This window comes from Cupriavidus metallidurans CH34, from assembly GCF_000196015.1.
GTDB lineage: Bacteria > Pseudomonadota > Gammaproteobacteria > Burkholderiales > Burkholderiaceae > Cupriavidus > Cupriavidus metallidurans.
The window spans coordinates 1,806,189-1,822,396 of the sequence record NC_007974.2 but is presented as its reverse complement, the minus strand read 5'-3'; the positions used below and the strand labels follow the sequence as shown (position 1 = coordinate 1,822,396).

The following is a 16,208-nucleotide window of genomic DNA, read 5'->3' as shown; positions in this document are numbered from 1 at the left end:
TAACTCGACGCCGAATGGCGTCCGGATAATCCATGGCGGAGTGGTGGCAACCGCGACGAGGCGCCGCGAAGCCTCTTGCGCTCGAGGGATCGATTCGAGGCTATGCTGTCCGCTTTCCAGGGAGATGGCGAATGCGAGGCATCGTGGGCCGGGCAAGCAATAACCGTGCGGCGCGATCCGTGCTGCAACGGCTGCTGCCGTGGCTTTGCTTGGTGGCGGTGCTGGCTGCTCCCGGCGTGGCTGCGGCAATGGGCTTCAGGATCTACTACCAGCCACAGCTCAACATGAAAATGGTGGTCGGGGAGGGGCGGATCGAAGATGGAGACGCAAAGCGGTTTCAGTCGGCCGTGAAACGGGCCGATCGCGATGACGAAGGGTTGGTCGTGTTCATCCTGGATAGTCCGGGCGGGAATGTCGAGGCCGCCTTCCGCATGGTCGACGTCATGGACAAGGCGCACATCTATACCGTGGTTCCCAATGGCGCGAAATGCGCGTCCGCCTGTGCGTCGATCCTGTTCGCCTCGGGGGCGCGTCGAAGCGTTGTCGGCAGCGGCATGCTGGGCTTCCATAGCTGCTACCGTCACGAGGGCAATACCTATGCAGAGGACTCGCTCTGCAATGAGATCATCGCGGCAAACGCAATGCTGAGAGGCGTCAGCCACGCGGCCATCAATCGCTTCGTAGATAAGTATGGCGCTACCGAAATGGCATGGGTCGGCCCGAATATCGCTTGCAGGTCGCTGCAGGGGCTATGCAAGCCGGGGCGATTGGAGGGGCGGAGCGGCGCGAAGGATGCGCTTGCCCGGAGTTTTGGCTGCAGCAAGCTGACATCCGTCGCGGGGCAGCTCATATGCGGGGATGCGGAGCTGACCCGCGCCGACGACCAATTGGCGCGGATCTACGATCAGAAGATGAAGACATCGACCAACAAGGCGCGGCTGCGGGCGGACCAACGGACGTGGCTCCGCGATTCGCGCAACGTGTGTGTGGACAAGGCCTGCCTGATGCGGAGCTATCAACGCCGCATTGACGAACTGCAGCGAGTGCGGTCGTAGGGACAGGCAGGGCGATGCCAATGCCGACGCCGATGGCACTAGCCCGGGTGATCGGCGGGCACCACGTGAATCCGTTCTTCCGTGGTCAGTGGGTCATGCGTGCGCAATTGCAGGTCAAGCACGGCCAGATCGGCGTCCGACGGGTCTTGGCGTGCCAGGGCCCGGGCGACGATGCGCGCGCGCAATGTTTCGACGGGCGCTTTGCAATCGACGATGAAGAACCGTACTCCCAATCGACGCGCCTGATTTGCGAAGCGGGCGCGCTGGTCATGCGAGAGGAATGTCGCATCGGCGATCATCGGAAAGCCTGCCGCGCATCCTAGCCTGCAAATGGCCAGCAGGCGGTGATACGTGCGTGCCGTCACGCTGTCTGAGTACCTGGATTCCTGCTGCGCGTTTGCGTTGCGCAACCGCTTGCGTTCCACGTCGGAGCGGACGCGCACCATGGCGCGTGCTTCGCTCATGGTTGCCGCGACGGTCGATTTCCCGCTACCAGAGAGGCCGTGCATCACGCACAGGGGCGCTGCGGGCAACGTCAGAAACTGGAACGCCAGATTCAGCAGGGTGCGGCATTCGACGTGTACGAGATCAAGCGCAGTGCTTTCAGTATGGCGTTGCCGGGCACGCTCCAGTAGCACGCGCGCGCGTACGAGCGCCCGCAGGGCGACATAGAACGGCAGCACCGCCAGCCCGGCATAGTCGCCATGGCGCTCCAGATAGGCGTTGAGCAATCGATAGGCAAGGTCTTGTCTGCCGTGGTGCAGTAGATCCATGAACGGGAATGCGATATCGCTGGCCGTGTCGATCCAGCGCAGGCGCGGTTCGAACTCGAGGCAGTCAAAGGGCGTCGGATTGCCGTCGAGCAGGACGATGTTGCCCAGGTGCAGGTCGCCGTGGCACTCGCGAACATGGCCGTGGCGCAGTCTCGCCTGAAATGTGTCTTGCAGTGCCGCAACCCGTGCGCGCGCGGCGTTCGCGACGCGGTCTGTCATGTTTCGATCGATGGTCAGCCGCGCCAGGCCGTCCAGACATTCTTCAAGCGTGGCGTCGATACTGGCCGGCGTGCCGAAGCCTTCGTGTGGGGCAGCGCGCGGTTGCGCACCGTGAAAGATCGCGATGTCCCTGGCGAGCGCATCGATGTGATCCGGCCCCAAGCGGCCTGCGCCGATCATGTCGATGAGTAGATTGTGCTGTGCGAACCGCCGCATCCTGACCGCGTACTCCAGTGGTGTGCCCCTGCCGCCGACGACGACGGCACCCGGCGTTTCGCCCGCGACGATTGGCAGAACATCGAGGTAAAGCGCCGGAGCGAAGCGACGGTTCAGGCGCAGTTCTGCCTCGCAGTCAGCGTGTCGGGCTTGCGGGGTCGAGAAATCCACGAAATCGAATTTGACGGGCTTGCGGACCTTGTAGGCGAATTGCCCCGCCAGGAACACACGCGAAATATGCGTCTCGATGACCTGAACGTCCTGAACCGGCGGGGGATATGCACTGGGTTGCAGTAATGCGTAGGTCAATGCTGCGTCATCCATGCACGCTTCCTTATTCCATGCGCTTGCGTTCTTCCTGTATCTCAGCGTAGTGGGAAGAGGGTTAGCAGGATTGATTCGCATCAATCTAAGGGGGCGTAGGTGGATGCGGTTGGATCAGACTCTCCCCAGACTCTCCGGTAGCACGGCAGATCGCATGTGCAAGTCGCCCCCACTTCCATACGAGCCCGGAATGGAGGCCTATCCGCCCCACAAGCCGGAGATCGAATCGACGGCGTGGGAGCTATTGGACTTGACCGGCACGCGGTCGATACAGGAATCGGCCGCGTTTAGTGCATTCAAGTGCAACCCTTTGGGTAAAAGGGTGTCGGACTTTCTGCAATGTTCGATGGATTTCTACATTCCCGTCAAACTTGACATACGTCAATTGGTGGCCTAGCCCTATGCCTAGACTCGATCGAATGACGGATCGTCACCCCATCACGTCAACTCAAGGAGATAGCAATGGCAATGCTCCGTTCTGCGGCCACCGATCCGATGCTGGATGCGACCCGTGCGTTTCTCGAGAACAGTTACAAGTTCGCGGCGCTTGCGGCTGAAACCCGCCGCAACCTGATCGAGACCCATCTGAAGAGCCTGGAGCATCGCCTGACCGCGATGCATAGTGCGCAAAGCCGTATGGCGGGGGTTGCCGACTGGGCTTCATTGCAAGCCGCGCAGGCACAGACACTGACAGATCAGGCAGAGGCGCAGGCCGCGCTGGCACGGGCCTACGGCAAGGTCCTGGTCGAAGCGACGTCGGCGTGGCTCGAGCAGTGCCGGGAATGCAGCAGTGACTGGGTGAAGCGAGTCGAGGCCACCAACGAGACGGCAAGGGGCAACGGCAATGGCAATGGCGCTGCCGTGCTCGATCCGCTGTCCGCATCCCTGGCCGAGTTCTACGAGCGACTCGGAAAGATGACGCCGTTTGGGGTGGTACCGCCCAGCGAGTCCAGCACGACTGCGACCAGCGCCACCCGTTCGCGCGCCGCCAAGGGCGGTGCGACATCATGAGCTCCGGACGCATTGCGGTAGTGACGGGGGGCATGGGTGGTCTGGGCGAAGCCATCGCCGAAAGGCTGCTGAGCGACGGATTCCGCGTGGTCGTCACGCATTCGCTTGGCAACGATCATGTCGCGACCTGGCTGCGCGAGCACAGTACGCAGCAACGCGAGTTCGTGGCCTACCCGGTAGATGTCGCCGACTTCGAATCCTGCCAGCAATGTGCGGCCAGGATATTGTCCGAGGTGGGCCCGGTGGATGTCCTGATCAACAATGCCGGCATCACGCGCGATTCGACCTTGCGCAAGATGACGCACGAGGCCTGGCGCGCCGTGATGTCTACCGACCTCGATTCGGTGTTCAACATGACCAAGCCGTTCTGCGAAGGCATGGTGGAGCGTCGCTGGGGCCGGATCGTGAACATCTCATCGATCAACGGCTCGAAGGGCGCGTTTGGCCAGACTAACTATGCAGCGGCAAAGGCCGGCATCCACGGATTCAGCAAATCGCTGGCGCTGGAGCTGGCCAGCAAGGGCGTGACGGTCAACACCGTTTCTCCCGGTTATCTCGATACGAAGATGGTGCGGGCAGTGCCGCAGGACGTGCTCGACCAGCACGTGATTCCGCAGATTCCGGTCGGCCGCCTGGGTCAGCCGAAGGAAGTGGCCGCGCTGATCAGTTACCTCTGCTCGGACGATGGCGCGTACGTGACCGGCGCCAACCTTGCCATCAATGGTGGCCAACATATGGATTGATGCATGCGCCCCAAAAAGCCAGTCGCCCTCGAGCACACCACGGATACGCTGATCGAACAGGCCCCGCCCGCCAAACGGGCGAAGGCCACCTCACCCAAGCCATCGACATCAACCCCTTCGGTTCCGGCTGCGCGGAAGACCGCCGCATCGGCACCGGCCAAATTGGGTCCGGCAGCTTCCCCCGCTCCGGCTGTGGCTACCTGCCCGGAACCGCCGCCGCTGCGGCCTGACGTCGCCTATGACGAACAGGTCAGGGCATTGCTCGCCTCGATGACCGGCGGCGTTTCCTTCGGGTCGCTGGCGCTAGCCTGGACCGACTGGGCCATGCATCTGGCGGCCTCGCCCGGCAAACGCTGGCGGGCCGCGTTGCAGTGGCAGGCTACGGCCGCCGCCGAGTATTCGCTGGCGCCGCCGTTTATGCCGCGTCCGCCGGTAGTCACCGACCAGCGCTTTTCCGCGCCGGGCTGGGAAAACTGGCCGTACTGCGTCTTGCGCGATGGCTTCCTGCGGCTTGAGTCCTTGTGGATGGCGCTGACCAGCGACATCGACGGGCTCTCCCCGCATCATCAGCGAATCGCGGCATTCTGCGCGCGCCAATGGCTCGACATGCTGTCTCCCAGCAATGTCTGGTGGATGAACCCGACGGTTCTGGATGCCACGATGCAGACGCGGGGCGCCAACTTCGTTCGCGGCGCCGGGAATCTCGTGGAGGATCTCTATGATGCGGTCGGCGAGCGGCTGCATCTGCCGATCGGGCGGCTGCCGCACGCGTATGTGGTGGGTCGCGATGTGGGGATCACGCCGGGGAAGGTCGTCTACTGCAATGATCTGTTCGAGCTGATCCAGTACAGCCCGACTACCGATTCCGTGTATCGCGATCCGGTCATGATCGTGCCGTCGTGGATCATGAAGTACTACATCCTCGATCTTCAGCCCCAGAACTCGATGGTGAAGTACCTCGTGGACCAGGGTCATACGGTGTTCATGCTGTCATGGCGCAACCCGGGCGCCGAGGCGCGCGATACCAGCCTCGATGACTACCTCAAGCAGGGCCTGCTTACCGCGCTGGCCACCGTGCGCGAGCGCTGCGGCCAAGAACAGGTACACGCCGTGGGGTATTGCCTGGGCGGCACGCTGCTGGCGATTGCCGCCGCGAAGCTGGCGCGCGACAAGGACGACAGCCTGCGCAGCGTGACGCTATTTGCAACGGAAACCGACTTCGACGAACCCGGCGAGCTTGGCCTGTTCATCGATGACAGCGCGTTGTCGACGCTCGATGCGCTGATGCGCAAGCAGGGGTATCTCGACGGCTTCCAGATGGCGCAGGCCTTCTCGATGCTGCGTGCCAGGGATCTGGTCTGGTCTCGGGTGCTGCGGGAGTACCTGCTGGGCGAGCGCGACCGCCCCAATGATCTGATGTCCTGGAACCGCGACACGACACGCCTGCCGTATCGAATGCATAGCGAGGTGCTGTCCCGGCTCTTCCTCCGCAATGAACTGGCCGAAGGCCGGTTCTGCGTGGATGGTCACCCCGTGGCCATGGCCGATGTCGAGGCACCGATGTTCGTGGTTGGCACCGAGCACGATCACGTGGCGCCTTGGAAATCCGCCTACAAGCTGCATCTGCTGACGCACAACGCGCTGACCTTCGTGCTGACGTCTGGCGGTCACAACGCGGGTGTTGTTTCGGAGCCGGGGCACAAGGGTCGCCGCTACCGTGTGGCCACGCGGGTGCCGAACGGTGAGTACAAGGATCCGGATCGTTATGCCGAAGAGGCCACCAGACATGACGGTTCATGGTGGCCGTGCTGGCACGAGTGGCTGGCCGAGCAGTCCTCGGGCCGCTGCGCGCCACGCGATCCCGCGCCGGGTTCGCTCCGGGATGCGCCCGGCGAGTACGTCATGCAGGGCTGACTCCTGACTGCTGATCGCTGATCGCTATTGCTAGGTCCGTGCTCCGGTGGACGGCATCGTCACCGGAGCCTTTTTCATGTTGCCGCTGACCATTCTGGTCGCGCGGATACCGACTCAGTTGTCCACGCCAACGATCACGCTCGATGCCTTGAACATGGCGGCGGCCGGTTTGCCGACAGCCAGGCCCAGCCGGTCTACGCTTGCGTTGGTAATGATTGCGGCGACGGCCATGCCGTTGTCACCCGTGATTGTCACGTCGGCATTGACGGCGCCCTTGGTCAGGTTCGTGACCTTGCCTTGCACGAAGTTGCGGGCCGAAACCTTGGTGGCATCCGCATCGACCATCACGATGACGGACGTTGCCTTGACCAGCGCGACGACCTTGGCGCCGGCTTTCAGGCCCAGGCGGGCGGCGCTGTCGTGTGTGACGGTGGCGACGATCTGCTGGCCACCGTTGATGGCAATGATGATCTCGTCGTTGACGGCGCCAGCCGTGGCTTGTGCAACGACACCGGAAAACTGATTGCGCGCGCTGGTTTGCATACCTGTTACCCCAGGAAGGAAAGTTGTCGATTCGGGGGAGTCTGCGCGGATTGGTAGGTCGTGACAAGGTGCCGGTGCGTATGACACCTATCACCCAGTGGGAATTACCGCGCAGCCGGAGTCACTTGTTACTTGTCTCCTGGCAGCCGTCATTTGCAATCCGTAGGATGACGAATGCCCCGATTGCCAGATCGGCTATCGGGGCATTGGCGAGCAGGATGGCCCTAGGGTCTTAGGGCCTTAGCGGCGTGCGTGCTGTGTAAAGCCTACCTGGCCGGGTTTGCGGTTCGGCGCGAAGCCGTTCTCGGCCAACGTCTCGTTGGCGCTGTCGTAGAACGTCCCGATCTTGTAGATCTCGCGCGCTTCCTTCGCGTTGGCGACATCCCGGCCGAACTCGCGCGAGATGCGCACGAGCTGCTCGATCTGCTCGACTGTGCCCATCTTGCGGTCGCGCCGCTGCGTCCAGAGGTTGTCCTCGATGCCGCAGCGCACATGCAGGCCCATGGCAATCGCCATCATGTTCAGCGGCAGCACGTTCAGCATCGACGTTTCCAGTGTCAGCACCGAGCCGTTCGGGCAAGCGCGCACGAAGTTGGCGAGGTTGTAGAGGTTAGGCGCCTCGAAGCCGCCGCCAATTGCCACCCAGGTCAGGATCAGGGGCACATTGCAGCTGCCCCGGCGCATCATCCGCTCCACCGTTTCCAGTTGCGCGATGTTGGCAAGCTGGAAGTGGGTCTGGATGCCGTTGATGCTGAGCCGGCGGATATGCTCTTCCACCCACTCCGGGCCGGCCGGAATCGTCATTTCGCGATAGGCGCGGTAGTTGGCCGGTTCGGCCAGCGAGGTGCCCGCCACGTCGGCCGCGCACATCTGTTCCACCACGTTCATCTGGTTGGTGTTGATCGCGATCGTCACCTGGTCCGGCGTCGGCTTCAGTTCGGCCAGCATGTGGCGCGTATCGTCCGACAGCCACTTGGCCACGTCGCCTTCGCTCTCCGGCGCGAACGAGATCGATCCGCCCACCTGCAGGATCATGTCCGGCACGCGGGCACGGATGCCGGCCAGCAGTTCGTTGAACTTGGACAGCCGCTTGGAACCTTTGCCGTCCGCTTCACGCACGTGAACGTGCAGCACGGTGGCCCCGGCGTTATAGCAGTCCACCGCCTTCTGGATCTGCTGCTCCATCGTCACTGGGATGTCTTCCGGAAAATCGGAAGGTATCCACTCGGGCCCATACGGCGCGGCGGTAATGACGAGCTTCTGCTGGTTTTCCGGGAACATCGAACCGTCGATGAAATCCATGTCTCTCTCCGTGGAATTGAACGTTCAGGCCGTGGCCGGCTGCGCCGACTCTGCCTTGACTTCGCCTTCGCCGATGCCGAAGGGCTTGTCGCCGATGATGCCGGCGCGCTCCATCTTGCGATGGCACGGTGCGTAGTCCATCACCGCGTAGTGCTGGGTGCTCCGGTTGTCCCAGATCGCCATGCTGTTGGCCTTCCAGCGCCAGCGCACCTGGTACTCGGGAATGAATGCCTGGCTGATCAGGTAGCGCAGCAGTTCGCCCGCGCCCGGGTTGTAGTCCTGCCCGTAGCGGACGTGCGCGGGCGTATGAAAGTTGGAGAAGTGCGTGGTGAACGCATTGACGAAGAGGACCTTCTCGCCAGTCTCGGGATGGACCCGCACGACGGGATGCTCGGGGTCGGGGTACTGCGCCTTCAGCGCCAGGCGCTTCTCGATCGGCATGGCAGCACCGAAGCTCGCCTCGATGCTGTGCCGCGCGCGCAGGCCGGCAATCTGCGTCTTGACATGAGCGGGCAGGTTCTCGTAGGCGAGCACCATGTTGGCCCACATTGTGTCGCCGCCGATCTCGGGCGATTCCACGCAGCGCAGCACGCAACCCAGCGGTGGCGCTTCACGCCACGTGGCATCGGTATGCCAGGCGTTCTCGTAGCGATCCATCGGCTGGTCCGGCCGCTTGTAGATCTGCACGAGCCCAGGATGATCGGGATGGCTGCCGGCTACCGGGTGATCTTCGAGCTTGCCGAAGCGCTCGGCAAATGCCACATGTTCGGCCCGGGAGATGTCCTGGTCGCGCAGGAACAGCACCTTGTGTCGCAGCAGCGCGGCACGGATTTCGTCGAACAGGCCATCGTCATGAATCGCATCGGAAAGCCTGACGCCCACGAGTTCGGCGCCGATGCTGGCGGTCATTGGTTCGATGCGCATCAGCGTGCCTCCTCGAAGGTTACGGGTGCGCACTGGGTGGTGCGAAGGGAAATGCGAAAGGGAATGCCGGACGTTGCCAAGATCTGTCTCCTATCGTTTTGATGTGGTGATTCAACGCACGTGGCGTTGGCATCAAGGTAGGAGTTGTGGGTACGCCAGACTTTGCATTTCATGCCATAAGCATTGCGTCTGATGACAGTGGCGAGGCTTCAGAATCCCCCGTTTGATTCCGATCAAGGAAAATGGCGCCGCGGCAGGTTGCCATGTGCGTTGGCTGGCGGATCGCACGTACGTCCATCCCGGGCGATGGCAAACAAAAAAGGCCTCCGGAAGCCGGAGGCCAAGAACCCTCTTGCCCTCGCAAGAAAGTGTCGATGCTGGCGATCGCTCGACGGTTCAGAACTTGTGGCGCACGCCGACCACCAGGCCAGTCTGGTCCTTGCCGGGAACGACGTTGGTCGGGCTGCCGCTCGGCGTGTTGAATCCGTTCATGCCGAGCTGGGAGTTGCCGCGGTTCAGCGCGTAGCCGGCATTCATGTACACGTCCGTGCGCTTGGAGAATGCATAGTCCGCCGAGGCGACGAACATGATCGGGTCGGCCCCGGCGTTGCGCATGTTCGTGTAGTACGCCGCGCCGGTCAGCTTCAGCGCGGGCGTCACGCTGTAACGCAGACCCGCCCAGTACAGATCGGAGCGGTCGGTCGGCATGGCGCCGACGTTGCCGTTGTACCAGCGATAGCCGATGAAGGCCTTTGCCGGGCCGAAGGCGTAGCTCGCGCCGACCAGCATGCGCCGGTCCTTGCGTTCGGCGGTAGCAAGCGTGGAGCCCTGGTACTCGTCATATACCGCGCCGATCGCGAAGGAACTCACCTCATAGGACAACGAGATACCGAGATTGCGGTCGAGGGTGTAGTTGCCGGGGACCTCTCCGCCGCCGGTTCGGCTGAAACTGTACAAGCCGCTGGCGGTTAGTCCGTTGAACGTGCCACGGTACTTGATTGAGTTGTCCGCGCGGCCGGCCAGCACGTCGTCACTCTTGTAGAGCGAGTACCGCGGCGCAAAGCCCATCGGGTCGAGTTGGATCGCGGTGTCATACAGCGGGGTGGTCTGGCGGCCCAACGTGACGGTTCCGTACTTGCTGCTCAGACCTACGATAGACGTCCGATCGAAGAGCCGGGTCCGGTTGTTTTGCGCGCCGGTATCGAGCGAAATACCGCTTTCGAGATCGAAGATCGCCTTCAGGCCGCCGCCGAGATCCTCGACACCACGAATGCCCCAGCGGGATGTGGACATGTTGCCGGATGCCATCCGTACCTGGCTGGCGCCGCCGTTGGCGGAAGGCACGTTGCTGAGGTACTCGATACCAACGTCGGCGACGCCATAAAGCGTGACGCTGGATTGCGCGGACGCGGTGCCTGCAATCATCCCCAGGGTTGCCATCGCAACGCCGTGACGAACATTCATGGACTCTCTCTCCAGTTATTGAATTGGAGCGGCGAGTATAGAAATGCCGACATTTCGTTTCGATTGCGGCGAGATTACAGCCGCATCGTTCCGGGCGCGGGCAGGCAGAAAAGGAGGGCGCGAGAGAAGGGCGAGAGAAGGGCGAGAGAAGGGCGAGAGAAGGGCGAGAGAAGGGCGGGAGAAGGGCGGGAGAAGGGCGGGACTACCCCGCGCCTTGGGTGCGGGGCCTGTGTCGGGTCAATCGACCCAGTTCACCTTCGGGAATCGCGCGGCGAAGCCATCGGGCATCGGCACCACGCGCGTGGTGGCGTAATCGAAGAAGACGAAGCCGGACTTGGCCATGGCGATCAGGGCGCCATCCTGCGGGCGCGTGATTCGGAAGATGATGTCGCCGCCGTACTTGTTGAAGTCCATTACACCCACCTCGAACAGAAGCTGGTCGCGTGCGTGGGCCTCCTTGCGATACATCGTGGCCAGGTCGGTGACGATGATGCCCGCACCGTCCACGCGGTCGCCCTCGCTGCCGAACTGGAAGAGAAAGCGGGCCCGTGCCTCCGAGATCATCGAGATCATCGAATCGTTGGCCAGGTGATTGGCGGAGTTGATGTCGGTGACGCGAACGGTCAGGTGGGTGGAATAGCAGAACTGGTCGGCAGGCAGGTCGAGTTTGAGGCGGGCCATGATGGGGCTGGCAGGGCAGCGTGGATCGAAAGAGGCTGCCATCTTAGTCGATTCTCTCCGTGTGCTCGCGCTGCCGCACCTCAGTGTGAACCTGACCGCTGGGCGGGGATTTAAGGATTTTGCGATTTCACGTCGGAAACCGTTGCTTCAGGATTGCAACAAATGGTCGCGGCCGGTAGCGGCTGTGAGGATGACGTGAACAGGGGGGGCGTGATGATTCGAAGAGTATGGAATGAGACGCTGCAGAAGATGCTGTGTGGACTGGCCTTGGTGGCCGTATCTGATGCCGTTCACGCGTTGGGAGATTGCTCGACATCGCCTTCCATGCCTTACTTGCAGGCGATGAACAATATGGCCGTGGCGGTTAACCTTGCGGTTGGCGCGGCCATCCCGGGCACGAGGCGAAACTACACGTTCAGCGGTCGATGCGTCGCGGACGGCAACAATTTGATTTATGCAGGAGCGCCGATCATTGCGTGCTATTACGGAAGCGGCAGAGAAATCACCCCAGGCGTGTATTCGACAGGTGTCGCTGGCATTGGCATTCGGCTACGGAACGCCGTGGGACAGCCTTTGACCAATGCTATCGGCGTGACCTGCGATACAAGAGCGGCGGCTCTGGGAGCGCTGGCGGCTGACCTTTCGTATTCGGTGTCCGTTTCCATCGAATTCGTGAAAACGGGAGCGATCGGTCAAGGTAGCCTGGATCCTTCGCAAACGCTCTTTGGTTTTGGTGTTTATCGTTCAGCAGTCGGCCTGGGCGGTGGAGGGAACCACATAGGCTTTACTGGCAGCGCCACGCCACGTCAGATTACCTGCACGACACGTGCTCCGACGACCGTTGCCCTTCCGGATGCCACGGTATCGAGTCTTTCCGGGAATGGTTCGACGACGGGCTTTGCGCCATTCTCCATCGGGCTCATATGCGATGGCGCGGCAGTTGTGGGCATATCCTTCGACGGCGCCGGCGGGACGCCTGTCAGATCCGCTTCCACGGGCGTGCTGGGCATCCAGAACGAAGGCGCGGCCGGCATGGCCAGCGGGGTTGGTGTGCAGTTGATCAACGACGGCACTTATTCCCCCGTACCCCTGCAAACGCGCAATCATCTTGGCAACATCTCCGCCAACGGCATGGCCTCGTATCGCTATGCGTTTCGGTACCACAGCCTTTCGGCCAGACCTAGTCCTGGCACCGTGAGGGGTACGATGGTTTTCACTTTCGACTATCAGTAGGCCGATGGTGGTCGATGACGATCCTCTCCCGCCCCCGTCGCATTCCTGGTGAATTGGTGGGGAACGCAAGGCTTCAGCGCGCCGCCAGCATCCGTCCGCCAAGGACTATCAGCAGTCCTCCAACCACGGAATCCAGCACGGCCTTGCGCCGCATCAGTAACCGGTGAACCGCAGGGTGTGAGGCGAGCAGCGCCATGCCGCAGTACCATGCAGACGATACCGCGACTGCAATGGCGATGACAGCGACGTGGAACCATGCCGGCGCGTGAGCGGGGACCATCAACGCGAAGATGCTGCCGTAGAACGCCACGGCCTTGGGGTTGGTCATGCTGACGGCATAGCCCTTCTTCGCGGCGGTCCAGCCGGATGGCGCAACGAGGGTCGGAGCATTCAGCGGATGGCGCGCGGTCAGGATCATCTTTGCCCCGAGCCAGATCAGGTAGGCGGCGCCAGCAATCCGGAGCGCCGTGCCGATCCATGCCACATGCGTGACGATCAGGCCGAGTCCGGCGATCGCGATCAGGGCCCAGGTGCCCGAGGCTGCGCCAAGCGCGAGGCCGGTGATCACGCCTGCACGCCGAGACGCGACCGCCGTCGATGTGACGATCATGAAATTCGGTCCCGGGCTGGCGACGCTCAACATCATGACGCCGGTCAGAGCCAGCAGGGTGTTGATGTATTCCATCTTGTGTTCTCCGCAGCACACGGGGCCTGTGGGCCCGGCCGACGCGATCAGGGGGAGCGCCAATCCTACCTGACGATGCGTGGCGGCGCAGCGGGCAAAAGAAAATGCGACGAGGCTTGCCTCGTCGCATTCCTTCCCGGGCTGGCAACCGGGTGTCTGGTTAGACCAGCTGCCCGATCGGCCGCGGGATCAGATCACACCCTGCGCCAGCATGGCGTCCGCCACCTTGACGAAGCCGGCGATGTTGGCGCCTTCCACATAATTGATGTAGCCGTCTTCCTTCTGGCCGTAGTGGATGCAGTTGCCGTGGATGTCCTTCATGATGGCGTGGAGCTTCTCGTCGATCTCGGCGTGATGCCAGGCCATGCGCATGGCGTTCTGCGACATCTCCAGGCCCGAAGTGGCCACACCGCCAGCGTTGCTGGCCTTGCCCGGCGCATACAGGATGCGTGCGGCCACGAAGCGGTCCACGGCGTCCAGCGTCGACGGCATGTTGGCGCCTTCGGCTACGCAGAACACGCCGTTCGACAGCAGGCGCTCGGCATCCTGACCGTTCAGTTCGTTCTGGGTGGCGCACGGCAGAGCAACGTCGGCGGGCACGTGCCACGGCGTCTTGCCGGCCTCGAAGCGCAGGCCATGCTGCTCGGCAAAGTCGGACAGGCGGCCACGGGTGTCGTTCTTGAACGTCATCAGCGCGTCCAGTTGCTCGCGATTCATGCCCTCGGGGAAGTGCAGCACGCCTCCGGAGTCCGATACCGTCAGCACCTTGGCACCCAGCTCGATCGCCTTTTCGGCGGCGTATTGCGCCACGTTGCCCGAGCCCGACAGCAGCACACGCAGACCGTCGAATTCGCGGCCGCGACGATGCAGCATCTCCTGCGCGAAGTACACCGTGCCGTAGCCGGTGGCCTCGGGACGCATCAGGCTGCCGCCGAAGGCCAGACCCTTGCCAGTGAACACGCAGGCGGACTGGTTCGACAGCTTCTTCATCATGCCGGCCATGAAGCCGACTTCCCGCGCGCCCACGCCGATGTCACCGGCCGGCACGTCGGTGTCCGGTCCCAGGTGACGATACAGCTCGGTGATCAGCGCCTGGCAGAAGCGCATGACTTCAGCGTCGGTCTTGCCCTTTGGGTCGAAGTCCGAGCCGCCCTTGCCGCCGCCCATGGGCAGGGTGGTCAGCGCATTCTTGAAGGTCTGCTCGAAGCCCAGGAACTTCAGTACCGACAGGTTCACGGTCGGGTGGAAGCGCATCCCACCCTTGTACGGGCCGATTGCGGAGCTGTGCTGCACGCGGAATGCGCGGTTGACCTGCACCTGGCCGCGATCGTCGGTCCATGCCACGCGGAACTGGATCACACGTTCCGGTTCCACCAGCCGTTCCAGCAGTGCCTGATCGCCATAGCGCGGGTTGCGTTCGACGAACGGCCACAAGGTCATCATGACCTCCTTCACGGCCTGGAAGAATTCGGGCTGGTTGGGGTCACGCCGGGAGACCCCGGCCAGGAAGGAATCGAGGGTGCGAGAAGTCACGATGTCTCTGAGTTTTCTTGATGCGATGTGCGGCGCCTGCGCCACGCAGTGGGTATGGCGGAAGGGTCGCTCCGAATGGCGTGTCTGGTGGGCGCCGCGGCATGGAAACCCGGGAAATCCCGATGGGGACCCCGCGTCAGGCGGCGGGACTGGGAGGCAAGCCGAAATGTCCTAACAATTAGGCTTGTGGCTGGATGTTTCGGACAGGCACGAAGCTTAGCACCAGAGTGGGGCACCCCACATCGAAAACATCAAGGTGGAGGGAAAAACAGTGCGCTGTTCGGTACGCCGGCACGATCTTCCGGGCCGACGGAGACGCTCCCGAATGCACCCCCGACTGCGCCCCCGACTGCGCCCCGAGTGCCCCTCGAATGCGCCTTCCGATTCCTGCGCGGCATTGCGGACCCGACGCCAGATTTGCCGCGCCGGGATTGCCGCGAGAAGCGGCCATTCATGCAAGCCTTGAAAATCCACGAACGCGCGCTTCGAAACTTTCGGATAGTGGTTTTCTGTCCTCAAAAATAAACTGGCCCCCGGCATTTCCAACGCACGGGCGGCACATCCCTGGCGAATAACGACAAGGCAGGAGACATCGATGCAACATGGCTTTCGGCGCCGTCGCCTCATGGCGGCCATTGGCTTTTCATTCGCACTAGGCGGTACTTCCCTGGCTCCGGCACATGCCGATACGTGGCCGACCAAGCCGGTCACGATCGTGGTGGCGTTCGCGCCCGGCGGCATGACCGATATCGTTGGCCGGATGCTCGCGGCCGAGCTGAGCCAGACGTTCAAGCAGAGCTTCGTGGTGGAGAACCGCCCCGGCGCGGCCGGACAACTCGCCACGGAATACGTTGCCCGCAAGCCGAATGACGGCTACACGCTGCTGCTTAGCGCCACCGGGCACGTGATTGGGCCGGCCGTGCAGAAGACCGTGCGGTATCGCCCGGTCCTGGATTTCGAGCCGATTGCTCTGATCGCCAAGGCGCCGAACATGCTCGTGGTGAACCCCTCTGTGCCGGCGCATACCGTGCCCGAGTTCGTGACGTGGGCCAAGGCCCAGGGCAGCGTGCCCTATGGTTCCGCAGGCGTGGGAGGCTCCACCCACCTCGCGGGCGAGCTGTTCCGCCATATGACCGGCGCGCCGCTGGTACACGTGCCATACAAGGGCGCGTCGCCCTCCACCAGCGATGCCGTGGCCGGCCAGATTCCGGTGGTGTTCCAGGATTCGATGAGCGTCTCCGCGTTCATCGCCGCCGGCAAGCTGCGTCCGATCGCCGTGACCAGCCTGGAACGCAGCAAGCTGTTCCCCGATGTGCCGACGATTGCCGAGGCCGGGTACAAGAACTTCGACGCCTATACCTGGCTGGGGCTGTACGCACCGACCGGGACGCCGGCCGCCATCGTCACGCGCCTGAATACCGAGGTGAACCGGATCATGTCGTCGCCCGACATGGTGGCGAAACTCAAGAAGCAGAACGCCGAGGCGGCGGGCAATCTGAATCCGGCCGAATTCCGCAAGTACGTCGAGACCGAAGTGGCCAAGTGGCAGAACATGGTCAAGATCACCGGCGTGCAGATCGAGCAGTAA

At 62.8% G+C, this 16,208-nt stretch carries 14 protein-coding genes; 6 read left to right on the top strand and 8 right to left on the bottom strand.

Annotated features, from left to right (window positions below; genetic code table 11):
* The first annotated feature begins 32 nt into the window (after positions 1 to 32).
* Positions 33 to 1,055 (top strand): lysozyme inhibitor LprI family protein, encoded by a 1,023-nt coding sequence (locus RMET_RS26255; protein ID WP_232310526.1) that lies wholly within the window; start codon positions 33 to 35, stop codon positions 1,053 to 1,055.
* Positions 1,056 to 1,093: 38 nt separating this feature from the next.
* Here the strand turns inward: RMET_RS26255 and RMET_RS26250 are convergent, their stop codons facing one another.
* Positions 1,094 to 2,587 carry a bifunctional aminoglycoside phosphotransferase/ATP-binding protein gene (locus RMET_RS26250; RefSeq protein WP_011519531.1) on the bottom strand — a complete coding sequence of 498 codons (1,494 nt, stop codon included), beginning with the start codon at positions 2,585 to 2,587 and terminating at the stop codon, positions 1,094 to 1,096.
* A gap of 462 nt (positions 2,588 to 3,049) precedes the next feature.
* Here RMET_RS26250 and RMET_RS26240 point away from each other — a divergent pair, with 462 nt between their 5' ends.
* The 3 genes from RMET_RS26240 to RMET_RS26230 are packed head-to-tail and all read left to right on the top strand — an operon-like array spanning position 3,050 to position 6,255.
* Positions 3,050 to 3,598, top strand: a complete 549-nt coding sequence (locus RMET_RS26240; protein WP_011519530.1) for a hypothetical protein — start codon at positions 3,050 to 3,052, stop codon at positions 3,596 to 3,598.
* Entirely contained in the window at positions 3,595 to 4,341 is a 747-nt protein-coding gene (gene phbB / locus RMET_RS26235; RefSeq protein WP_011519529.1) for an acetoacetyl-CoA reductase, read from the top strand. Before RMET_RS26240 ends, phbB begins: the two co-directional genes overlap by 4 nt.
* A 3-nt stretch (positions 4,342 to 4,344) precedes the next feature.
* Positions 4,345 to 6,255, top strand: a complete 1,911-nt coding sequence (locus RMET_RS26230) for an alpha/beta fold hydrolase (protein WP_011519528.1) — start codon at positions 4,345 to 4,347, stop codon at positions 6,253 to 6,255.
* 114 nt (positions 6,256 to 6,369) lie between these two features.
* On the opposite strand, the gene RMET_RS26225 is transcribed toward RMET_RS26230, so the two are convergent.
* From RMET_RS26225 to RMET_RS26205, 5 genes are all read right to left on the bottom strand, one after another.
* Positions 6,370 to 6,798, bottom strand: coding sequence for a TOBE domain-containing protein (locus tag RMET_RS26225; RefSeq protein ID WP_011519527.1), 429 nt, complete (start codon positions 6,796 to 6,798; stop codon positions 6,370 to 6,372).
* Between the two features lie 240 nt (positions 6,799 to 7,038).
* Positions 7,039 to 8,100 carry a beta-keto acid cleavage family enzyme gene (locus tag RMET_RS26220; protein WP_011519526.1) on the bottom strand — a complete coding sequence of 354 codons (1,062 nt, stop codon included), beginning with the start codon at positions 8,098 to 8,100 and terminating at the stop codon, positions 7,039 to 7,041.
* A gap of 24 nt (positions 8,101 to 8,124) precedes the next feature.
* On the bottom strand, positions 8,125 to 9,024 hold the full coding sequence (locus tag RMET_RS26215) for a TauD/TfdA dioxygenase family protein (RefSeq protein WP_011519525.1): 900 nt from the start codon (positions 9,022 to 9,024) through the stop codon (positions 8,125 to 8,127).
* Positions 9,025 to 9,420: 396 nt separating this feature from the next.
* Positions 9,421 to 10,488, bottom strand: a complete 1,068-nt coding sequence (locus RMET_RS26210; protein ID WP_011519524.1) for a porin — start codon at positions 10,486 to 10,488, stop codon at positions 9,421 to 9,423.
* A 237-nt stretch (positions 10,489 to 10,725) separates the two neighbouring features.
* Complete coding sequence (locus tag RMET_RS26205) at positions 10,726 to 11,169, bottom strand: thioesterase family protein (RefSeq protein WP_029310107.1); 444 nt, start codon at positions 11,167 to 11,169, stop codon at positions 10,726 to 10,728.
* Positions 11,170 to 11,331: 162 nt separating this feature from the next.
* Between RMET_RS26205 and RMET_RS26200 the strand changes: the two genes are divergently transcribed.
* The gene (locus tag RMET_RS26200) at positions 11,332 to 12,402 is read left to right on the top strand and encodes a fimbrial protein (RefSeq protein WP_029310106.1); all 1,071 of its coding nucleotides are present in this window, start codon (positions 11,332 to 11,334) and stop codon (positions 12,400 to 12,402) included.
* 73 nt (positions 12,403 to 12,475) lie between these two features.
* On the opposite strand, the gene RMET_RS26195 is transcribed toward RMET_RS26200, so the two are convergent.
* Entirely contained in the window at positions 12,476 to 13,087 is a 612-nt protein-coding gene (locus tag RMET_RS26195; RefSeq protein ID WP_011519521.1) for a LysE family translocator, read from the bottom strand.
* A gap of 189 nt (positions 13,088 to 13,276) precedes the next feature.
* Positions 13,277 to 14,665, bottom strand: a complete 1,389-nt coding sequence (gene gdhA / locus RMET_RS26190) for an NADP-specific glutamate dehydrogenase (RefSeq protein WP_011519520.1) — start codon at positions 14,663 to 14,665, stop codon at positions 13,277 to 13,279.
* Between the two features lie 550 nt (positions 14,666 to 15,215).
* On the opposite strand from gdhA, the gene RMET_RS26185 reads away from it, so the two are divergent.
* On the top strand, positions 15,216 to 16,208 hold the full coding sequence (locus RMET_RS26185; RefSeq protein WP_011519519.1) for a tripartite tricarboxylate transporter substrate binding protein: 993 nt from the start codon (positions 15,216 to 15,218) through the stop codon (positions 16,206 to 16,208).